General features: G+C 62.5%; 15 protein-coding genes. 7 read left to right on the forward strand and 8 right to left on the reverse strand.

The genetic code is table 11. The features are described 5' to 3' along the window. Positions 1–103 precede the first annotated feature (103 nt). Positions 104–931 (forward strand): formyltransferase family protein, encoded by an 828-nt coding sequence (locus tag C4J89_RS11970; protein WP_124414508.1) that lies wholly within the window; start codon positions 104–106, stop codon positions 929–931. A 120-nt stretch (positions 932–1,051) separates the two neighbouring features. Here the strand turns inward: C4J89_RS11970 and C4J89_RS11975 are convergent, their stop codons facing one another. Genes C4J89_RS11975 through pvdM form a run of 3 tightly spaced genes read right to left on the reverse strand, consistent with a single transcriptional unit; the run spans position 1,052 to position 4,581 of the window. Continuing rightward, positions 1,052–1,924 (reverse strand): formylglycine-generating enzyme family protein, encoded by an 873-nt coding sequence (locus tag C4J89_RS11975; protein WP_124414509.1) that lies wholly within the window; start codon positions 1,922–1,924, stop codon positions 1,052–1,054. 30 nt (positions 1,925–1,954) lie between these two features. Then, positions 1,955–3,223: an aminotransferase class V-fold PLP-dependent enzyme gene (locus tag C4J89_RS11980; protein WP_124362553.1), complete on the reverse strand. Its 1,269-nt coding sequence runs from the start codon at positions 3,221–3,223 to the stop codon at positions 1,955–1,957. Next, positions 3,220–4,581, reverse strand: a complete 1,362-nt coding sequence (gene pvdM, locus C4J89_RS11985) for a pyoverdine-tailoring dipeptidase-like protein PvdM (protein WP_124414510.1) — start codon at positions 4,579–4,581, stop codon at positions 3,220–3,222. The genes C4J89_RS11980 and pvdM overlap by 4 nt, the downstream gene beginning before the upstream one ends. A gap of 142 nt (positions 4,582–4,723) precedes the next feature. Here pvdM and C4J89_RS11990 point away from each other — a divergent pair, with 142 nt between their 5' ends. Together C4J89_RS11990 and C4J89_RS11995 are read left to right on the forward strand one after the other, a co-directional pair. Next, positions 4,724–6,352 carry a PvdJ/PvdD/PvdP-like protein gene (locus tag C4J89_RS11990; protein ID WP_124414511.1) on the forward strand — a complete coding sequence of 543 codons (1,629 nt, stop codon included), beginning with the start codon at positions 4,724–4,726 and terminating at the stop codon, positions 6,350–6,352. 109 nt (positions 6,353–6,461) lie between these two features. After that, entirely contained in the window at positions 6,462–7,814 is a 1,353-nt protein-coding gene (locus tag C4J89_RS11995) for a Fic family protein (protein ID WP_124414512.1), read from the forward strand. A gap of 6 nt (positions 7,815–7,820) precedes the next feature. Here the strand turns inward: C4J89_RS11995 and C4J89_RS12000 are convergent, their stop codons facing one another. Further along, positions 7,821–8,363 carry a thioesterase family protein gene (locus tag C4J89_RS12000; protein WP_124414513.1) on the reverse strand — a complete coding sequence of 181 codons (543 nt, stop codon included), beginning with the start codon at positions 8,361–8,363 and terminating at the stop codon, positions 7,821–7,823. Between the two features lie 108 nt (positions 8,364–8,471). Here C4J89_RS12000 and C4J89_RS12005 point away from each other — a divergent pair, with 108 nt between their 5' ends. Next, entirely contained in the window at positions 8,472–9,431 is a 960-nt protein-coding gene (locus C4J89_RS12005; protein WP_124414514.1) for a GlxA family transcriptional regulator, read from the forward strand. 70 nt (positions 9,432–9,501) lie between these two features. On the opposite strand, the gene C4J89_RS12010 is transcribed toward C4J89_RS12005, so the two are convergent. Together C4J89_RS12010 and C4J89_RS12015 are read right to left on the reverse strand one after the other, a co-directional pair. Further along, entirely contained in the window at positions 9,502–9,849 is a 348-nt protein-coding gene (locus C4J89_RS12010) for a hypothetical protein (RefSeq protein ID WP_124414515.1), read from the reverse strand. Between the two features lie 116 nt (positions 9,850–9,965). Beyond that, entirely contained in the window at positions 9,966–10,688 is a 723-nt protein-coding gene (locus C4J89_RS12015) for a pirin family protein (protein ID WP_124366789.1), read from the reverse strand. Between the two features lie 179 nt (positions 10,689–10,867). Between C4J89_RS12015 and C4J89_RS12020 the strand changes: the two genes are divergently transcribed. Next, complete coding sequence (locus tag C4J89_RS12020) at positions 10,868–11,818, forward strand: GlxA family transcriptional regulator (RefSeq protein WP_124414516.1); 951 nt, start codon at positions 10,868–10,870, stop codon at positions 11,816–11,818. Positions 11,819–11,967: 149 nt separating this feature from the next. After that, a complete protein-coding gene (locus C4J89_RS12025; RefSeq protein ID WP_124362562.1) occupies positions 11,968–13,419 on the forward strand; it encodes a winged helix-turn-helix domain-containing protein in 1,452 nt (483 codons plus the stop codon). Here the strand turns inward: C4J89_RS12025 and C4J89_RS12030 are convergent. Together C4J89_RS12030 and C4J89_RS12035 are read right to left on the reverse strand one after the other, a co-directional pair. Beyond that, positions 13,366–16,137, reverse strand: a complete 2,772-nt coding sequence (locus C4J89_RS12030; RefSeq protein WP_124414517.1) for a winged helix-turn-helix domain-containing protein — start codon at positions 16,135–16,137, stop codon at positions 13,366–13,368. The genes C4J89_RS12025 and C4J89_RS12030 overlap by 54 nt on opposite strands. 58 nt (positions 16,138–16,195) lie before the next feature. Then, the gene (locus C4J89_RS12035; RefSeq protein ID WP_124414518.1) at positions 16,196–16,594 is read right to left on the reverse strand and encodes a helix-turn-helix domain-containing protein; all 399 of its coding nucleotides are present in this window, start codon (positions 16,592–16,594) and stop codon (positions 16,196–16,198) included. 204 nt (positions 16,595–16,798) lie between these two features. Between C4J89_RS12035 and C4J89_RS12040 the strand changes: the two genes are divergently transcribed. Further along, positions 16,799–17,707 (forward strand): LysR family transcriptional regulator, encoded by a 909-nt coding sequence (locus C4J89_RS12040; protein ID WP_124362565.1) that lies wholly within the window; start codon positions 16,799–16,801, stop codon positions 17,705–17,707. The last annotated feature ends 26 nt before the right edge of the window (positions 17,708–17,733 follow it).

Consider the following 17,733-nt stretch of genomic DNA (forward strand, 5'->3'; position numbering starts at 1 on the left):
GGGCGGTGCCGGCGAGGGATAAATTGCGTGTGGGCTGGTTCGTTCCTGTTGTGTAGGCGCACGGCTATTCATGCTGTACGTATTTTCTGCGAGAGCGAAACTAATGACGAAAAAGAACCTGGTGTATGTGTGGTCCCTGAGAAATGCCGCCGCCGACAAGGCCGGGCAGCCGGTGGCCTACAAGGACCATGAGCGCTACATGAAGTCGGTGCTGGAATTTCTGGTGGGCTCGCTCAACGACACCTCGCTGGGCGATGCCTACAAACTGGTCGGCGTGGTGTATGACGATGATGAGCAAAACCCGCGGGATCAGGCGCTGGTCGCCGATTACGGGTTCGCTTACCAGTCTGGCCGCCAATGGTTGTACCCGGCCGACTTGCGCGTGCAGGGCACGTTGGTCAACGACCTGCTGCTGAGCGTGCCGTCGACCTATCGCCGCCTGCCACGGGGCAGCGCTGAACATATCGCCGGCAAGCAGGATTTCGAACGACGCCTGCATGACACGCTGGTTGAATTGAACGCCGACCTCGTGGTGCTGGATGGCTTGCTGGTGATCCTCGATGACCTGGTGCGCCCAGGCGCGCCGTTTGCGCGGCGTATCATGAACATCCATCCGGGAATCACGCGTATCGAATCGCCGTACGAGCGCCGTGGTGCCTATGCCACGTGGAACGCGTTGTACGGCGCGCGCGGGCAGACGGTGGTGGACTGGGCGACCAAGGCCACCACACCTTCGGAGCCGCTGTACCTTACCGGAGCATCGTTCCACTATGTGGATAACGGTATCGATTCCGGCGAAGTGTTCCACGACGTATTGAAGACCGAGATTTCACCAGAGGACACGATCCTCGAACTGCGCTGGAACAACTTCAACAACAGCCTGTTCCCGGCGTTGTATGAAGGCCTGGAACTCTTGGCCAAAAAAGGCTGAATGCAATCCGAAATGTGGGAGGGGGCTTGCTCCCGATAGCGGTGTATCAGTCGACATCTGCATTGACTGAATCACCGCTATCGGGAGCAAGCCCCCTCCCACAGTGGATGCGTGTATGGCTTAGAGGTCGCGCACTACCCGAAATCCAATCCAGTCACCGCGCGTCTGCGGGTAGATGTTGTTGCGGTTGCCGGAGCGGGAAAATACCGGCGCTTCGCCCCAGTCATTGCCGCGGATCTGGTAGGCCTCACAGTTCGGCTCCACCCAGGCACTGCCGTCAGTCGGTGCGCCGATGTAGTTGGCATGCTCGCAATCGGCAACCCGCTCGTACACGTTGCCGTGCATGTCATACAGGCCAAACGCATTCGGCGGGTAGCTGCCCACCGGTGACGAATAGCTGTAGCCGTCCGCCGGGCCGTAGGTGTTGGCGTGCTGGGCGATGCTGTAGCCCTTGCCCTCGTCGAACGGGAAGGGGAACGGCCCGCTGGTGCCGGCACGGGCGGCGTATTCGCGCTGGGCCTCGCTGACCATGTGGTATTGCTGGCCGGTTTTCTTCGACAGCCAGCTCACGTAGCGCTTGATGTCGTCCATGTCCATGCACACGGCCGGCTGGCGAGGCCCCTGAGGGTAGCGCGGTTTACTGGCGATGCATTCGCGGCCGGGGCGATCGTCGCCGTTGGCGATGGTGACCCCGGTCTGGCGCACGTAGCTGTCCCACTCGCCGGCGGTGATCTGGAAGCGGCTCATGGCGAAGGGCTTGGCGAAGGTCACTTCATGCATCGGGCCTTCGTCGGGCTCGCGGCCGACTTCGTCTTCCGGGGTGCCCATGGTGAAAGTGCCGGCGGGCAGCACCACCATTTCCGGGCAGTCCTTGCAGTCCTTGAAGACTTTGCCCGGTTGCGGTGCAGCCGCCTGGGCCAGGCCAGGGAGCAGGGCGCCGCACAGTGCGGTGAGTGCCAGGGCGGTCAGGGGGTTGAGTCGAAAGGGCATCATGTGAGCGTCTCGTTCAAATAAAAAAGGGGGTCACAGCCGCTGGCTCAGCAGCGCCATGAAGCGCTGGATTTCAGCCGAGCTGTTGAGCAGGCCGGGGGCGGTGCGAATGACCGGCCCGACATCGCGGTCCACCGCGTCGATCACCACACGGTTTTGCCGCATGTGCGCCGCTACTGCATCGCTGTCCTGGCCCTTGACCCGAAAGAAGGTAAAGCCCGCCGATAACTCCGGGCTGCGCGGCGTGACCAGTTCGATCTGTCGATGCGCCAGCAACTGTTCCTTAAGCTCGGTGTTGAGTGCGTGGATTCGCGCCTGCACCGGCGCCTTGCCCAGCTGCAGGTGCAACTTGAACGCTTCGTCGGCGGCCCAGCGATGCTCGAAAGCGTGGTAGCCGCCGGGGGTCATGGTGGTGGCGAAATCCTTGTCTTCGGAAAAGGTCGGCACCATCGGCGTGACGTACCTGTTCTGGGCATCGCGTGCGCACACCAGGCCGGTACCGCGCGGCCCGAACATCCACTTGTGGGTGCCGGCGATAAAAAAATCGCAATGCATGCCAGGGAAATCGAGGTCTTCCACGCCGAAGCCGTGCACACCGTCGACTACATAGAGGATGCGGTCGTTGTCGTCACGGTGGCGGTTGTGTTCAGTCACCAGTCGGCCGATTTCGCCGATGGGCAATTTGACCCCGCTGCCCGACTGCACCCAAGTCATGCCCAACACACGGGTGCTGGGGCGGATATTGCGCTGGATATTGCCCAATACTTCATCGACTGACACACGGCTTGCGCTGTCGAACAGGCGGATACGGCGCACCCGGGTGCTTTCCTTGCGCACGCGAAAATCCAGCACGTTCTGTGTCGCGTAATGCTCATGCTCGGTGGTGAGGATTTCCTGGTCGGCGCGCACCTGGATCCCGCCGTAAATCATCGCCAGCCCCTCGGACGTGCTGCCGGTCAGGGCGATCTGCGGCGGCGTGGCGTTCAGGTAGCGACCGGCCCACTCACGCACCTGGCCTTCGCGTTTCCAGGTTTCCTGCAGGTCCCAGTCCATCGCCAGGCCGGGGTTGCGGTCGATCTGCGCGCGGTAGCGCTCGATGGCCTCGCGCACCGGCCTGGGGTGCGAGGCCACCAGGAAGTTGGAAAAATGCAGGTAATCCGGGTCCTGGTCGAAAAGCTGCTTCAATCCCGTCCAGGGATCGTTGGTGGCGGCTGCCAGCACCTGCGGCATCAGCGCGGCGCCCAGCGGCAGGCTGGCGGCAAACACGCCGGCCTGCTTGAGAAAGGTGCGGCGGTCGGTCATGGGCTGACTTCGCGGTTGGCCAAGGGTTTGGCGGCTTTTTGCACCTGCTCCCATACCCGCAGGAAGTTGCCGCCCCACAGCTTGGCGATATCGGCTTCGGAATAACCACGCTGGATCAGTTCGGCGGTGACGTTGCGCACCTCGCCGACGTTCTCCCAACCCTGGAGACCGCCGCCGTCGTTGAAGTCCGAAGCGATGCCGACGTGGTCGATGCCGATCTTGCGCACGGTGTAGTCGATGGCATCCCCCCAGTCCTTGAGGGTCGCCTTGGGTTCTTCTTCGAGGATTGCGTACAACTCACTGGCGTATTGGCCGAAGCGCTGTTCGGGCCACGCGGCGATGATCGCGTCGCCCGGCATCAGGGCCATCGCCAGGTTCGGCAGGGGCGGCAGGTCGAAGCGCGCGCGCAGGGCGTTGAGCTTGTCCTGGGTCGGTTGGCTCAGGGGGCGCAGGTAGGCAGGAAAGCCCACCACCTGCACCACGCCACCGCTGTTTTTGATCAGCTGCAACTCCTTGTCGCTGAGGTTGCGCGGGATGTCCACCGACGCCCTGGGTGCCGAATGGGAGGCCACCAGTGGCGTACGGCTCAATTGCGCGACCTGCTCCAGAGCCTTGGTCGACATCTGCGACACGTCGATGATCACGCCCAGGTCGTTGAGGCGTTGCACCGCTTGCTGGCCGATGGGCGACAGGCCCTCGAGGGCGTCGGCGGTGTCATTGAAAAACGGCAGCGGGCGCGATGAGTCCGCCCAGGCGTTGTTGCCGATGTAGCTGAAACCGAACATGCGCATGCCGCGCGCCGCCCACAGGTCCAGCTGGTTCAGGTCGTTGCCCAGCGGGTAGGCGTTAAGCATGCTGATGAAAATCGCGAACTTGCCTTCGCCGTGCAGGCGGCGCATATCGTCCGGGGTATAGGCGATGCCGACCTGGTTGGGAAAGTCGCGGACCATGCCGGAGATAATCTTGTAGCGCACCTCCTGCTCGTGGCGGGCCTCTTCGACAAAGCCGTCGGTGGGTTTGTGCGGGGCGTTCGGGCCGTTCCAGATTTCCGGCCAGCCGAAAATGGTCAAGGCCGCACCGGACAAGCGGCCGCGCGCCGCCTTGGCCAGGTCGAACTGGCCGCTGCCGTCCTTGTCGGCTTCATTGCCGGCGGTGCCAAAATCCATGGGCACGGTGATATGGCTGTCGAACGACAACAGGCGATCCTGCATTTCGTTGGCTTGCTTGATCACCTCCAGCGGATAGCCGGCGTTACCCTTGAACCAGTGATCCCAGGCCAGCAGGCCGGCCCCGGCGGCGACGGCCAGTGCCAGCGGCAGGCCGATATATAGCGCCTTTTTCGAACGTGGTTTTGTCATTGCCATCTCAGTCAGTTGAGGCCGTTGCTATCAGGGAAGAACGAGCGATGGCCCGGGAAATTTAGCCGGCGGCCCAGGGCCGGTAAATTTCCCCAGGTTGAAAACGTTCTAGCTCTGATTAAGCCGTTTCCTAAGGTAGACAATGACGATCTCTCGACGTGGGTTCATCGCAGGCCTGGCGCTGACCGGCGCGGCCGTGCCTGCGGCCTTTTATGCCCATCGCGAGCTGACACGGGAAGACGAATTCCCGGTCACCCCCGGCGAAGCCACGGTCGATCTGGCCGACACCCAGGGCCAGCACTTGGCGAACACCTTGCGCGGCGTGTGGAACCTGCGCCTGGAAGGCCGTGATGCCGGCCTCAAGGGCCTGCCGTTGCAGGGCCTGCAATTGCTGCTGGATGTCGCACCCCGTGGGCGGGGCTTGCGCGGGTATCTGGACACCGCCGAGAACCTGCGTGGCGACGGCGAACCACGCTACCGTGTCTTGGGCGATCTGCTGACGGGCGAGGGCGCGTTGCTTTATTGGCGGCTGATCGACCGTGATTCGGCAGCGGGCATTCCTGCCTACGAATTCAAGATGACCCTCGATGAAGTCTGGGCCGACTTCGGCAATGCCGGCAGCGCCACCCTCAGTGGGCAGATCCTCGACCTTGAGCGGCCGTTGGCATTGACCGAGCGCGACAACCGTTTTATCGCCCACAAACAGCTGTTCCCCGAAGCCCGCCAGCGTATCGGCCTCAACGAGGCCCTGCTGGCGTGGCTGATTGCCCCCGAACATCGCCTATTTCACCAGCTGTGGCACGCCAGCCGTGACCAATGGCACAAACTCTCCGAGGAAAAACGCGAAGCCCTGCGCGGCATCGGCTGGCAACCCGGCCCGCGTGGCCAGGAGCGCGATGCGCGGGGCAAGCGCAAGGACCGTAACGGCTCGGGCATCGACTTCTTCTTCATGCACCGCCATATGCTCGGCACTGCCCGCTCCCTGCAGGACCTGCCGTCATGGCCGCATTTCCCCGCGCCGCAGCCGGCGCTGGAGCGTGATCGCCAGGGCTTTTTGCGTTACTTCGACAACCACGACGGCTTTGCGCTGCCGCCCTGCTGGTCGGCGCCGGACGACGCCGATTACACCCAGTGGGTCAGCGACATTAAGGCCGCCGAGACCTACCACAGCAATTTCCAGGTGTGGGAATCCCAATACCGCGACCCGCGCTACCTGGCCCGATTGACGCTCGGCCAATTGGGCTCGGAAATGGAATTGGGCCTGCACGACTGGCTGCACATGCGCTGGGCCTCGGTGCCGCGCGACCCGTCCAACGGCGCCCCGGTGCCGTTTGCCCGCGACCCTGCGGACTTTGCCGCGCGCTGGTACGCAGCGGAGAATGACTTTCTCGGCGATCCGTTTTCATCCCATGTCAACCCGGTGTTCTGGCACTTTCACGGCTGGATCGATGACCGTATCGAAGACTGGTTTCGCGCCCACGAACGCTTCAATCCCGGCGAAGTAACCCGGCTCGAGGTCAACGGCGTAGCCTGGTTTGCGCCGGGGCGCTGGGTTGAAATAGGCGACCCCTGGCTCGGCCCGGACACCCATGGCTGCAGCACCACGCCGGGGTTGCAGCAGGGGCGCTCGATGGAAATGGACCCGGAAATCATGAAACTGGCCCTGCGCATCACCTTCGGCGCCGATGAAGAACGGCTCAAAGGCCTGTTCAAGCGCGTGCCGCAGCGGCCGTGGTACGCGCGGCACTTGAAGGTCAAGCGCGAAGCGTAAGGCAGCCCGTCACAGGGTGAGGCGTCTTGCGGGTTTTACGCTGCAAACGTTGACGTCTAAGCGCCCATGCGCCACGATCAACTCAATTTTGGAAAATTGAGTTTCAGTTGTGGCAAAGATCCATAAACCCACTGATTTCGGCACGTTATTGAGTCGTCACGGCTTGCAGGTGTTCGAGCTTGCACGCATTTTCAAGGCAGTCGATGACAAAGGCCGGTATCTGCATTGGGATGAATTTCGCCGTTACCCCACACCCGGCGTCGATAAGGAAGCTGCATGGACCGCCATCAAGATGTCCCGGGCCTGTGCAAGCAAGACCCTTGAGCTCAAGAGCGAATGCGGTAGCGCTTTTTTCTTATGTTCCACGGATTTCAGTGATGCGGTGGTTCACGCCGTCGAGTCTGTGACCTCCAGCCTGGGCGGTGCAGCAGCAGCGTCTCCTCAGTACCGCGATAATGCTCAGTACCTGGTCGATTCATTGATGATGGAGGAGGCCATCTCCAGTGCCCAGCTGGAAGGTGCGGCGACTACGCGCAAAATCGCCAAGGACATGCTGGCCAAGGAGCGTGCGCCGCAGAATGATGATGAGCGGATGATCCTCAACAACTATCACCTGATGAAACATGCCAAGTACAACCAGGGCGAAGCGCTGTCTGTCGCGTTGATCTGTGAGTTTCATGCCATCGCAACGGCGGGTATTGAAGAGGACGATGTTCGCCCTGGGCATATCAGGACGACCAACGATATTTTTGTTGGCGGCGCCGGGAATGAAATCATTCATCAACCACCTCAGGCCGCAGTGCTGCCGGACAGGCTCGAGGCGCTTTGCAGGTTTGCCAACGATCAGCATGACGGCCAAGGCGGCGCGCACTTTATCCATCCAGTGGTCAAGGCCATCATCCTTCATTTCATGCTGGGTTATGAACATCCCTTCAGAGACGGCAACGGTCGGACCGCACGCGCTTTGTTTTATTGGTTCATGCTCAAAAGTGGTTATTGGCCCTTTGAGTACATTTCCATCAGCGCACTGCTTAAAGAGGCCCCCATGCAATATGGGCGTTCGTATATCCATACGCAAACCGATGGGTTCGATCTGACCTATTTCGTCATCTATCAGTTGCGAATCATCGAACGCGCAATGAACGAATTCATGTTGTATTTCGAGGGTAAAAGACGAGAAGCCGTAGAGCTGATGAGCTGGTTGGATGCCCTTGATTTAAAGGAGGGGTTGAATTACCGGCAGGGCCATTTTTTGAAAAAAGTGCTGCAACATCCTGGGCGCATTTATACGCCCAAGGAACTCACCCATGACTATGACATTTCGGAAAACACCGCACGCAAGGATCTTGAAAAGCTGGTCGGTATGAAACTTCTGTTCAAGGTACAGGAAGGAAAAAGTTTCCTATACATCGCGCGGGATGATGCGCAGGCCAACTTGAAGAAGCTGACACCTGCGGGTTGAGCGCTTTCAAACCTGTTCTTCATCCCGCAACTGCCCGCTCATTGCATCGCAACTGCGCGCCCAGTCGCTCATCCATTGCGGCACCGGTGGCGAGGTCTCATCCAGGCCCAGCGCTTGCACGAACTCCGCGGGGGGCAGGGTGCCCTTGGAGGAGCGAAACAGCCCGCGTATCACCACCACGCCGATGACCCGGCCATTGCTGACAAACCGGTGCTCCATCAGGCTCCACTTGTGGTCCCAGCCGAGCATGCGGGTATGCACTTCGAATACTTCGAACAGCTTCAGCTCCCGGCGAAACTTGCCCCAGGTATCGCCCACGATCGGCACGGCTTTGTTGCGCAAGGCCACGCGAAACGCGCCCGTGCGCAGGACGAAATCCATGCGGGCCACATCCGCCAGGGAAAAATACCGGCCATTGGTGACATGCCGGTTGAAGTCCAGATCCAGCGGCCACACGCGCATGCGCACCACGGTGGTGGCCAGGCCATGCGCCGGTGTGCGCCAGGGGCGACGCAATAACATGCGCAACAGTCGAAACCATAAATTCATAAGTACACCAGGCAATTGATCGATGCTGGCACTGTACTGACGTGGAATCGGCTAAGGTAGGTGCGCAAATGACTTATTTCATGCGAAAAGCGCAAGTGGGTTTCTAAAATGCACATTACCTTGCTGCTGGCGGATCAATGTTCGGCGGCCAACGCTACCCTGGCCATGGAAATGCTCAGCGCAGCCAACTTGTTCGCCGACAATCCGCCCTTCGAGGTGGTAATGGCTTCCCTGGATGGCCAGGCGGTGACGACCTGGGGCGGGCAGCGCCTGCAGGTGCAATGTTCTCTGGCTGAAGTGATGCGCACTGACTTGGTGTTGATCCCCGGTTTTCTGTTTACGTTGAAACAAGCCCTGCCGACGTTTGCCGCTTACGGGCCGTGGCTGCGCGAGCAACACGCGCAAGGCGCGGTGCTGGCCTCAATGTGCACGGCTGCCTTTTTGCTGGCCGAGTCAGGCCTGTTGCACGGTGCGCGCGCCACCACCCACTGGGCATTTGCCGCGTTGTTCCGGCGCCGCTATGCCCAGGTCAGCCTGGATGACGCACAGATTCTCTGCGAAGAAAACCGCTTGATCACCTGCGGCGGCGCGACGGCGGCGATGGACCTGATGCTGCACCTGATCCGCCGCTTCGGCTCACCGGAGCTGGCGCATACCTGCAGCAAATACTTGCTGATTGACAACGTGCGCACCGAGCAATCGGTGTATGCGCTGTGGTCGTTGCCCAAAAGTCACGGCGATGGGGAAATACTGCGGGTGCAGCATTGGCTGGAGCAGCACTTCGCCCAGCCGGTGGTGATCGATGACGTGGCGCAGCGCTTCGGCTTTGGCGTGCGCAATTTCAAGCGCAGGTTCAAGGACGCCACCGGCTATACGCCCATCGGCTACCTGCAAACGCTGCGCCTGGAGCGGGCCAAGCAGATGCTTGAATCGACCCGCATGACCCTCGACAGCATCACCTACGCCGTCGGTTATGAAGACAGCAACTCGTTTCGGCGCCTGTTCCAGCAACGGGTGGGCATGTTGCCCGCCGCGTATCGGAGGAAATTTCTGGTTGCCGCGTCCTGAGCGCCTGAATCAGAGACGAAAAAAAACCGGCTGATCAGGCCGGTTTGGGGTGTCCCTTCAACAGCAGGGGTTATACCTGGTTGCTCAACAAACGATCCGCACCGCCTTCAGCCAAGCCACGTTCCTGCAAACGATCCGCACCGCCTTCAGCCAGGCCACGTTCCTGCAAACGATCCGCACCGCCTTCAGCCAAGCCACGTTCCTGCAAACGATCCGCACCGCCTTCAGCCAGGCCACGTTCCTGCAAGCGATCTGCACCGCCTTCAGCCAGGCCGCGTTCCTGCAAACGGTCCGCACCACCTTCGGCAACGCGGGTTTCAATCAGACGTTCCGCGCCGCCTTCAGCGACTACCGGGTGGGCGAAAGCGTTTGCAGCCAGTACCGAGAAAGCGAGGCTAAGCAAGAGTTGGCGTTTCATGAGTGTGTGCTCCGAGTGTCTTGGTTGGGTGCCGTTTGGCATGGGTTTGATGTTACGCGTCGCAGTTTTTAAGAGAACTTCATTGCGCTGATGGTGACTATCGATGCCAACAATGGTCATGGCATCTGCGGCAGTTCGTTGGGGCGCAGGTCGAACACCAGCACCTCGGCGTCTTCGCCATGGCTCAGGCGAATCTCGCGCTCGTCCCGTACCCGCACACCGTCGCCTTCCTGCAAGCGCTGGCCATTGAGCTCGACGCTGCCGCGTGCCACATGGATGTAGGCGTAGCGATCCGGCGCCAGGTCCAGTTGCGCGCTTTCATCGCCATCGAACAACCCGGCGTACACCCGCGCATCCTGGCGAACGTTCAACGAACCGTCGGCGCCATCCGGCGAGATGATCAACTGCAGGCGCCCGCGTTTTTGCGCTTCACTGAAGTGCTCCTGCTGATAGCGCGGCTTGGCCCCGGCTTCGTTGGGCACGATCCAGATTTGCAGGAAGTGCACGCCCTGGCGCTGGCTGTGGTTGAATTCACTGTGGGCCACGCCGCTGCCGGCACTCATCAGCTGCACATCACCGGGACGGATCACCGAGCCGGTGCCCAAAGTGTCCTTGTGTTCCAGGGCGCCTTCGAGCACATACGAGAAGATTTCCATGTCGCGGTGCGGGTGTTGGCCGAAGCCTTTGCCGGCGGCGACGCGGTCATCGTTGATCACCAGCAGGTCGGAAAAACCTTGCTCCTTGGGGTTCCAATAGTTGGCGAAGGAGAAGGTGTGGAATGACTTCAACCAACCGTGATTGGCGGCACCGCGTTCGGAAGCTTTGCGAAGGGTCAGCATGGTCCAGTCCTCAAGTGAGCGCGGGCTGCGAAATGCAGGGCGCTTGCGTTGAGAAGAAGGTTAATGGTTAACCGTAAATTCATTAAGAAGATGAAAATTGAATAACTGTCATCTCTGAGTTGACAGTAAAGTCATGCCATAATGCTCGTCGCCTTTCTACTTGATGGACATTCCCACCTATGAAAACCGTGGCCATGGCGCTGTTCCCGGACTTCCTGCTGCTCGACATGGCCGGGCCGCTCGAAGTGTTTTCGATTGCCAACCGCTACCTGCCGGCGGCCGACCACTACCGCATCCTAACCATCGGTACCGAACCCGGGCCGTTGCGTGCCTCCAATGGCGTGATGGTCCAGACCGACCTGCTGCTGGAGCAGGCCCAGGCGAACTACGACCTGCTGCTGGTACCGGGCGGCCCAGGTGCCTATAACGAATGCCATCCTGCGCTGCTGCCCTGGCTGAAGGCGGTGGCGCCACGGGCCCGGCGTTTCGGTTCGATCTGCACCGGCGCCTTTGTGCTCGGGCATGCCGGCTTGCTTGACGGGCACCGCGTGACCACTCATTGGCACTACACCGAGCGCCTGATCAAGGCGTTCCCCTACGCCATGGTCGAGACCGATCGCATCTACCTGCAGGACCGGCGCCTGATCACCTCGGGCGGCGTCACTGCCGGTATCGACCTGGCCCTGTCGATTGTCGCCCAGGACCATGGCAAGCAAGTGGCGGTGGATGTGGCCAAGGTGTTGCTGGTGGTGATGAAGCGTCAGGGTGGCCAGGCCCAGTTCAGCCCGATGACCGCCGCCGTGGCGCCCCAGGAAACCGCGATCACTCGTGTGCAGCACCATGTGCTGGCGCATCTGGATCAACCCTTTACCATCGAGTCCATGGCCGAGCTGGCTGGCATGAGTGCGCGCCACTTTGCGCGGCTGTTCGCCAAGGAAGTGCAGATGACGCCCATGGCGTTCCTGCAAGGCGCGCGCATCGACCGCGCCCGGCAGTTGCTGGAAACCACCGATTTGCCGCTCAAGACCGTGGCCTTCCACGCCGGCTTCGGCAGCGTGCGGCATATGCGCTTTTTGTTCAGTGAAAAGCTCGGCCTGAACCCTACCCAATACCGACAACAGTTCAGTTAACGACACAATGTCCGTCTGAGGCACCCGATTGTCCGTATCGCTCCCTGTGCCGGGATTGTCCTGTCATCCCTAGCTGGCAAGATAAGCCCGAGCCCACGGAAAAGGATGCGCAGGCACTCAAGCACGGGTGTTTCAGCGCGGTTACGGACATGAATGATTCTGCGGCGGTGAGCTTCGGCCCCTACACCTTTCATCGGCACCAGCGCCTGGTCAGCAAGGCCGGTTGGCCGGTGCCGCTGGGCGGGCGCGCGCTGGATATTCTCGCGGTGTTGCTGGAAGCACCGGGGCAATTTATCAGCAAGGCGACGTTGATCGAGCGGGTCTGGCCCAATAGCGTCGTCGAAGACAATAACCTGCGCGTGCACATTGTCGCGTTGCGTCGCGCCCTCGACGGGCAGCGTGTCATCCTCAACCACCCGCAGCGTGGCTACTGCTTCGCCGCGCCCGTGCAAGGCACACTGCCGACGGTGCCGGCACAGCACAACCTGGTGGCACGGCTCAGCCCGGTGCTCGGTCGCGATGAGCTGGTGGCTGTGCTGGTGCGGCGCATCGCCGGGCAGCGCCTGTTGACCCTTACCGGGGTGGCCGGCATCGGCAAAAGTACGCTGGCCCTGGCCCTCGCCGAACGCGTGGTGCCCCGCTATCGCGACGGGGTGTGGTGGGTCGACGTGACCGGCCTGCAAACCCCGGGCGAACTGCTCGGCCATCTGGCCACGGTATTACAGCTGAACCCCGCCGACAGCCTCGACGAGCTGGCCCGACAGTTAGCCTCGCGCCAGTTGTTGCTGGTACTCGATGGGGCCGACCTGCTGCTCGGTGCCTGTCGCACGCTGGTGCGTACATTGGGCGAAAGGGCACCGCAGGTCAGCGTGCTGATCAGCAGTCGCGAAGCCTTGCTGGCGCCTGGTGAATGGGTGGTGCGCGTGCCCCCGCTAAGCGTGCCGTCACTGTCGGCGTTGGTCAGTGTCGAGCAGGCCATGGCCTGTCCTGCGGTGCAACTGTTCGTCACACGGGTACGCGCCAGCCAGCAGGGGTTTGTGTTGCGGCCTCAGGAGCTGGCGCCGTTGCGTGAGATTTGCCGGCGGCTGGACGGCATCCCGTTGGCCCTTGAACTGGCCGCCGCCCAGGTCGACGCACTTGGCATCGGCGGTGTGCAGCAGCAATTGTGCATGGGCTTGCACGGGCTGAGCCGCGGGCGTCGCACCGCGGTGGAACGCCATCGTTCGCTGGCTGCTGCGCTGGACTGGAGCTATGCGCGCCTGAGCCTGCCGGAGTGCTGGCTGTTCCTGCAGCTGGGCTTGTTCAAGATGGCGGTGACCCTGCCCACCTTGAACGAAATGGTGAGCGGCACCGAGCTTGAACACGCCAACCTTTCCCACCTGCTGGCGCGTCTGGTGAATATGTCGCTGCTGAGCGTCGAGCCCGGCCTGGGCCCGACGCGCTATCGCCTGCTCAACTGCGTGCGCAGCTACGCCCTGGCGCAACTGCGTGACCCGCTTCAGGTAGCGCGCTTGCAACAAGGCTACGGGGAGTGCCTGGGCGCGTTTTCAGGCCGGCCGTTTGTCCTGCAACTCGTCGAGCAGGCGGCGTACGCGCAATAGATCCTGGGTGGCGAAGCCTTCGGTAAATCGAGCGTAGAGGGGGTTCAGCAAGTCGATGCCTGCCTGCTTGCGCCCTTGCTGTTGCCAGAGTTGCGCCAGGGAGCCCGCACACCGCAGCTCCCAGGCCAGGGCGCCTTGCTGGCGTGCCAGGTCGAGGGCTTCGAGCAGCAGCGTTTGCGCGCCCTGGGTATCACCTTGCAGCGCTGCCTGCCCGGCATAGACCCGCAGGATCTCCGGGGCACACCAACCCGCCGCGCCACTGCGCGCCCGTTCGAGACCTGGCTCATCGACGTGGCGCATGCCGAAGGTGACCAGGGTGTCCTCGATCAGCCCCAGGCCCTGTAAATCCCCGTTGCACAGGATGCCGGCGTAATGCCCGGCCCAGGTCTGGAACAGTTGCACCGAATGCGTGTGGGACTGCTCCAGCAGCAGACTTTGCAGGTTTTGCGCATCGTCTTCGGCACCGTTGTAGCGGGCGATCACCACACCGGCCAGGGCCAGGGTGTAGCAGATCGACGTACCGTGGTTAATCTGCAGCGCCAGTTCCAATGCCTGGCTGGCGGTGCGCCAGGCGCGCTCGGGAAAGCCCTGCAACCAGAGGATTCGCGCCAGCACGGTCAGGGACGCGACGCTCTGGTCGTATTGCACGCCGACGCCATGGGCGAAGCGGTTCACGTGGGCGCTGTGGCTCATGCGCTGCAGCACTTGCTCGGCCTGCTGTCGGGCCAACGCTTGATGGCCGGTGTAATGCTGGGCCAGGGCGCGCAAGCGTTGGGTGCTCAGGTCCAGCAGCGGCTCGGTGCGCGGGTCGAGGCGATCGAACTGCCTGCTCTGTTCCAGCGCTTGAACATAGCGCCCGGCGCACAGGTTCGCCGCCATGTGCCCGGAAACCGCACGCAACTGGCCGGCCAGGTCCTGGCGCTCTTCAGCCAGGCGTGCGGCCCCGACAAACGCGGCGATGGTCTGGGGCGCGGCGCCCACGGCGTGGTAGGAGAGGCTGCCCAGAGCCAACTGCAGCTGCAGGGCCAATTGCGTGCAGGGCGCTTCGACCTGACCGATCAGGGCCAGTGCCTTGTCCACATAGCCGGCGTGCTCGCGCAGCAGCGACAGTTCCTGCCACAGGGGCATCGCACTGACCGTCAGGCGAATCGCCAGCAAGTGCCCGGCAGTGTCGGCAAAGCCCCAGTCGAGGGCGGCGCGCACGTCTTCACGCAGTGGAGCATAGCGGTCGATCCAGGGCTGTGTAGCAATCAATTCCCAATCGCCCTGGGCCTGTTCCATCAGGGCCAGGCAGCGTGCCGCGTGGCGCTCGCGGGTGGCTTGCAGCTCGCCGGCGAGGCTGAGCTTTTCCAGGGCATAGGTGCGGGTGATATCGAGCAGGCGATAGACCATCTCGTCCTCGCTGGCGTCCACGTTCAGCAACGACTTGGCCACCAGTTGCGTGATCGAGCCCAGCACTTCGGCCGGGGCGATGTGCTCCCCGGCGATCACCGCCGCCGCGCTGACCAGGCTGAAGCCGCCGCGAAACACCGCGAGCCGGCGCAGGCAGATTTTTTCGCAGTCGGTGAGCAGGTCAAAGCTCCAGTCGAGCGTGGCCCGCAGGGTTTGCTGGCGGGGCAGGGCGCTGCGCCGACCGCGGGTCAGCAGGCGGAAGTTATCTTCCATCTGCACCAAGAGTCCCGCTAAGCCAAAACGCTCGATCTGCGCGGCCACCAGCTCAATCGCCAGGGGAATGCCGTCCAGGCGCTGGCAGATATCGATCGCCAGCGGCAGTTCGGCGTCGCTGAGGGCAAAGCTGTCTTGATGGGACATGGCGCGCTCGATCAGCAGCTGCATGGCCGGGTAACCCAGGGCCTGGGCGCGGTTGCCGGTGGCAGGCGGGCAAGTCAGCGGTTCGAGGCGTTGCACGTATTCACCTTCGGCGCGCAGGGCTTCGCGGCTGGTGGTGAGGATGTGCAGGTGCGGCGCATGGCGCAGCAGGGTTTCGCTGATCAGGGCGATGTCGTCGAGCAGGTGTTCGCAGTTGTCGATCACCAGCAGCATCTGGCGTGCCTGCAGGCTGCGGGCAAAGCCGGCCAGCGGCGCATGCTCGCCAGGCGGGACGCCGAGTAGGGCGGCGAGGTTGGGCAGGATCATCGAGGCGGCACTGAGCGGCGCCAGGTCGAGCAGGTGGATGCCGTCGCGGTAATGGCCGATCAGCAACTCCGCTACGCGCAGGGCGACGGTGGTCTTGCCGATGCCGCCGGCACCGGTAAGGGTGATGAAGCGTTGCTGCGGCAATTGCTGCACCAGCGCGTCGATCAGCGCCTGGCGGCCGAGCATGCGCGTGCGCCGCAGCGGCAGGTTGTGGCTTGGGCGTGGGGGTGCGCCGTCAGTGGGTAGCGTCATCGGTTCGATGCTCAGTGGCGCGACAAAACTGTAGCCGCGCTGGGCGACCGTGACGATATAGCGCTGCCCGGCCTGGCCGTCGCCCAGGGCCTTGCGCAACGCGGCCATGTGCACCCGCAAGTTGCCGTCTTCCACCACGCTTTTGGGCCAGACCCGTGCGATCAGCTCCTGCTTGCTCACCACATTGCCGGCGTGCTCGAGCAGGATCAGCAGAATATCCACCGCCCGCCGTCCCAGGCGCAGCGGGCGACCGGCCTCCAGCACCAGGCGCTCGCGCGGATGGATGCGGTAGGGGCCGAAGTGCACGGCCTGGTCGCTCAAGTCATTCATGGCTGCACGGGTTCAGGGGTCAGGGAGGGGCCAGCATATTCCAGGTGCATCAAGACCACTAGGCGGCGATCACCTCGGGTTTGGGGCGCGAGTGGTGGTTTCGCCAGGTCATCGGGTTTACGCCTTCGCTGCGGGTGAACATATGACAGAAGTGCGCCTGGTCGCAGAAGCCACATTCCAGGCTGATTTGCGTGAGGCTCAGGGACGAGCTGGTGATCAGTTCCTTGGCGCGCAGGATGCGCTGCTGGCGAATCCATTCCTGGGGCGAGACGCCCGTGGAGCACTTGAATGCGCGGGAAAAATGGCTGCGCGACAGGGCGCATGCCTGGGCCAGCTCGGCAATGCTCAGGCTTTCGCCGAGGTTGGCGAGAATCAGTTGCTTGGCGATACGCTCGCGCCGGGGGCATAGGCCTCCGGTGGCGGATAAACGAGGGGCATATTGCTCGAGTCGGGCCATGACAAATATCCGCAGTCGATGGGAGCGTTCCCGGTGAATGGATGCAGTGTAGACGCCGCTCATCTTGTTGCCGGACCGCCTGGCTGACGAGTTAATCGTTGTTAATTTCGCCAGGTGCGAGCGTGGAAAAGACAGCACAGGTATGCAATCCAGAGCGTTCCGGGCATGCTTTCCTGACCCTCTGCACACCGTTTGGATACCGCCATGAACCGCAACGACCTGCGCCGCGTCGACATGAACCTGCTGGTGATTTTCGAAGCGCTGATGTTCGAAAAAAACCTGACCCGGGTCGCCGAAAAACTCTTTATGGGCCAGCCGGCGGTGAGTGCGGCACTGGGCCGCCTGCGCGACTTGTTCGACGACCCGTTGCTGCTGCGCAACGGTCGCGGCATGGAACCCACGCCACGGGCGCTGGCGATACTCAAGGAACTGCAACCGGCCATGGACACCATTTCAGGCGCCGTCAGCCGCGCCAAGGATTTCGACCCTTCCACCAGCTGCGCGGTGTTTCGCATCGGCCTGTCCGACGATGCGGAGTTCGGGTTGTTTCCGCCATTGCTCAGTCGCCTGCGCGAAGAGGCGCCGGGCATCATCGTGGTGGTGCGCCGGGCCAACTTCCTGCTGATGTCGTCGCTGCTGGCCAGCGGCGAAATCTCGGTGGGGGTGAGCTACACCACGGAACTGCCGGCCAATGCCAAGCGCAAGAAGCTGCGGGACATTCCCTGCAAAGTGCTGCGCGGCGATGATGGCGAGGCGCCACTGACCCTCGACGATTATTGCGCCAGGCCCCATGCGATGGTGTCGTTCTCGGGCGACCTGAGCGGCAATATTGACCTGGACCTGGCACGCATCGGACGTTCGCGCCGGGTAGTGCTGGCGGTGCCGCAGTTCAGCGGGTTGCGTGCGCTGTTGGCAGGCACGCAGATCATCGCGACCGTGCCGGATTACGCGGCCTGCGCCTTGACCGAAGGCACCCGCCTGCGAGCCGAGGACCCGCCGTTTGCGATCGATGCGGCAGAGCTGTCGATGGTGTGGAGCGGGGTGCATGACAATGACCCGGCCGAGCGGTGGTTGCGCGGGCGGATTGCGGAGCATATGGCGGCGGCGAACTGACTGCCAGATCAAATGTGGGAGGGGTT

Origin of the sequence: Pseudomonas sp. R4-35-07, assembly GCF_003852235.1 — a bacterium.
Taxonomy (GTDB): domain Bacteria; phylum Pseudomonadota; class Gammaproteobacteria; order Pseudomonadales; family Pseudomonadaceae; genus Aquipseudomonas.

Excerpts from the sequence above, each read along its gene's own strand:
- C4J89_RS11970 (WP_124414508.1), top strand. The coding sequence starts at position 104 with ATGACGAAAAAGAACCTGGTGTATGTGTGGTCCCTGAGAAATGCCGCC.
- C4J89_RS11975 (WP_124414509.1), bottom strand. The coding sequence starts at position 1,924 with ATGATGCCCTTTCGACTCAACCCCCTGACCGCCCTGGCACTCACCGCA.
- C4J89_RS11980 (WP_124362553.1), bottom strand. The coding sequence starts at position 3,223 with ATGACCGACCGCCGCACCTTTCTCAAGCAGGCCGGCGTGTTTGCCGCC.
- pvdM (WP_124414510.1), bottom strand. The coding sequence starts at position 4,581 with ATGACAAAACCACGTTCGAAAAAGGCGCTATATATCGGCCTGCCGCTG.
- C4J89_RS11990 (WP_124414511.1), top strand. The coding sequence starts at position 4,724 with ATGACGATCTCTCGACGTGGGTTCATCGCAGGCCTGGCGCTGACCGGC.
- C4J89_RS12000 (WP_124414513.1), bottom strand. The coding sequence starts at position 8,363 with ATGAATTTATGGTTTCGACTGTTGCGCATGTTATTGCGTCGCCCCTGG.
- C4J89_RS12005 (WP_124414514.1), top strand. The coding sequence starts at position 8,472 with ATGCACATTACCTTGCTGCTGGCGGATCAATGTTCGGCGGCCAACGCT.
- C4J89_RS12010 (WP_124414515.1), bottom strand. The coding sequence starts at position 9,849 with ATGAAACGCCAACTCTTGCTTAGCCTCGCTTTCTCGGTACTGGCTGCA.
- C4J89_RS12015 (WP_124366789.1), bottom strand. The coding sequence starts at position 10,688 with ATGCTGACCCTTCGCAAAGCTTCCGAACGCGGTGCCGCCAATCACGGT.
- C4J89_RS12020 (WP_124414516.1), top strand. The coding sequence starts at position 10,868 with ATGAAAACCGTGGCCATGGCGCTGTTCCCGGACTTCCTGCTGCTCGAC.
- C4J89_RS12025 (WP_124362562.1), top strand. The coding sequence starts at position 11,968 with ATGAATGATTCTGCGGCGGTGAGCTTCGGCCCCTACACCTTTCATCGG.
- C4J89_RS12030 (WP_124414517.1), bottom strand. The coding sequence starts at position 16,137 with ATGAATGACTTGAGCGACCAGGCCGTGCACTTCGGCCCCTACCGCATC.
- C4J89_RS12035 (WP_124414518.1), bottom strand. The coding sequence starts at position 16,594 with ATGGCCCGACTCGAGCAATATGCCCCTCGTTTATCCGCCACCGGAGGC.
- C4J89_RS12040 (WP_124362565.1), top strand. The coding sequence starts at position 16,799 with ATGAACCGCAACGACCTGCGCCGCGTCGACATGAACCTGCTGGTGATT.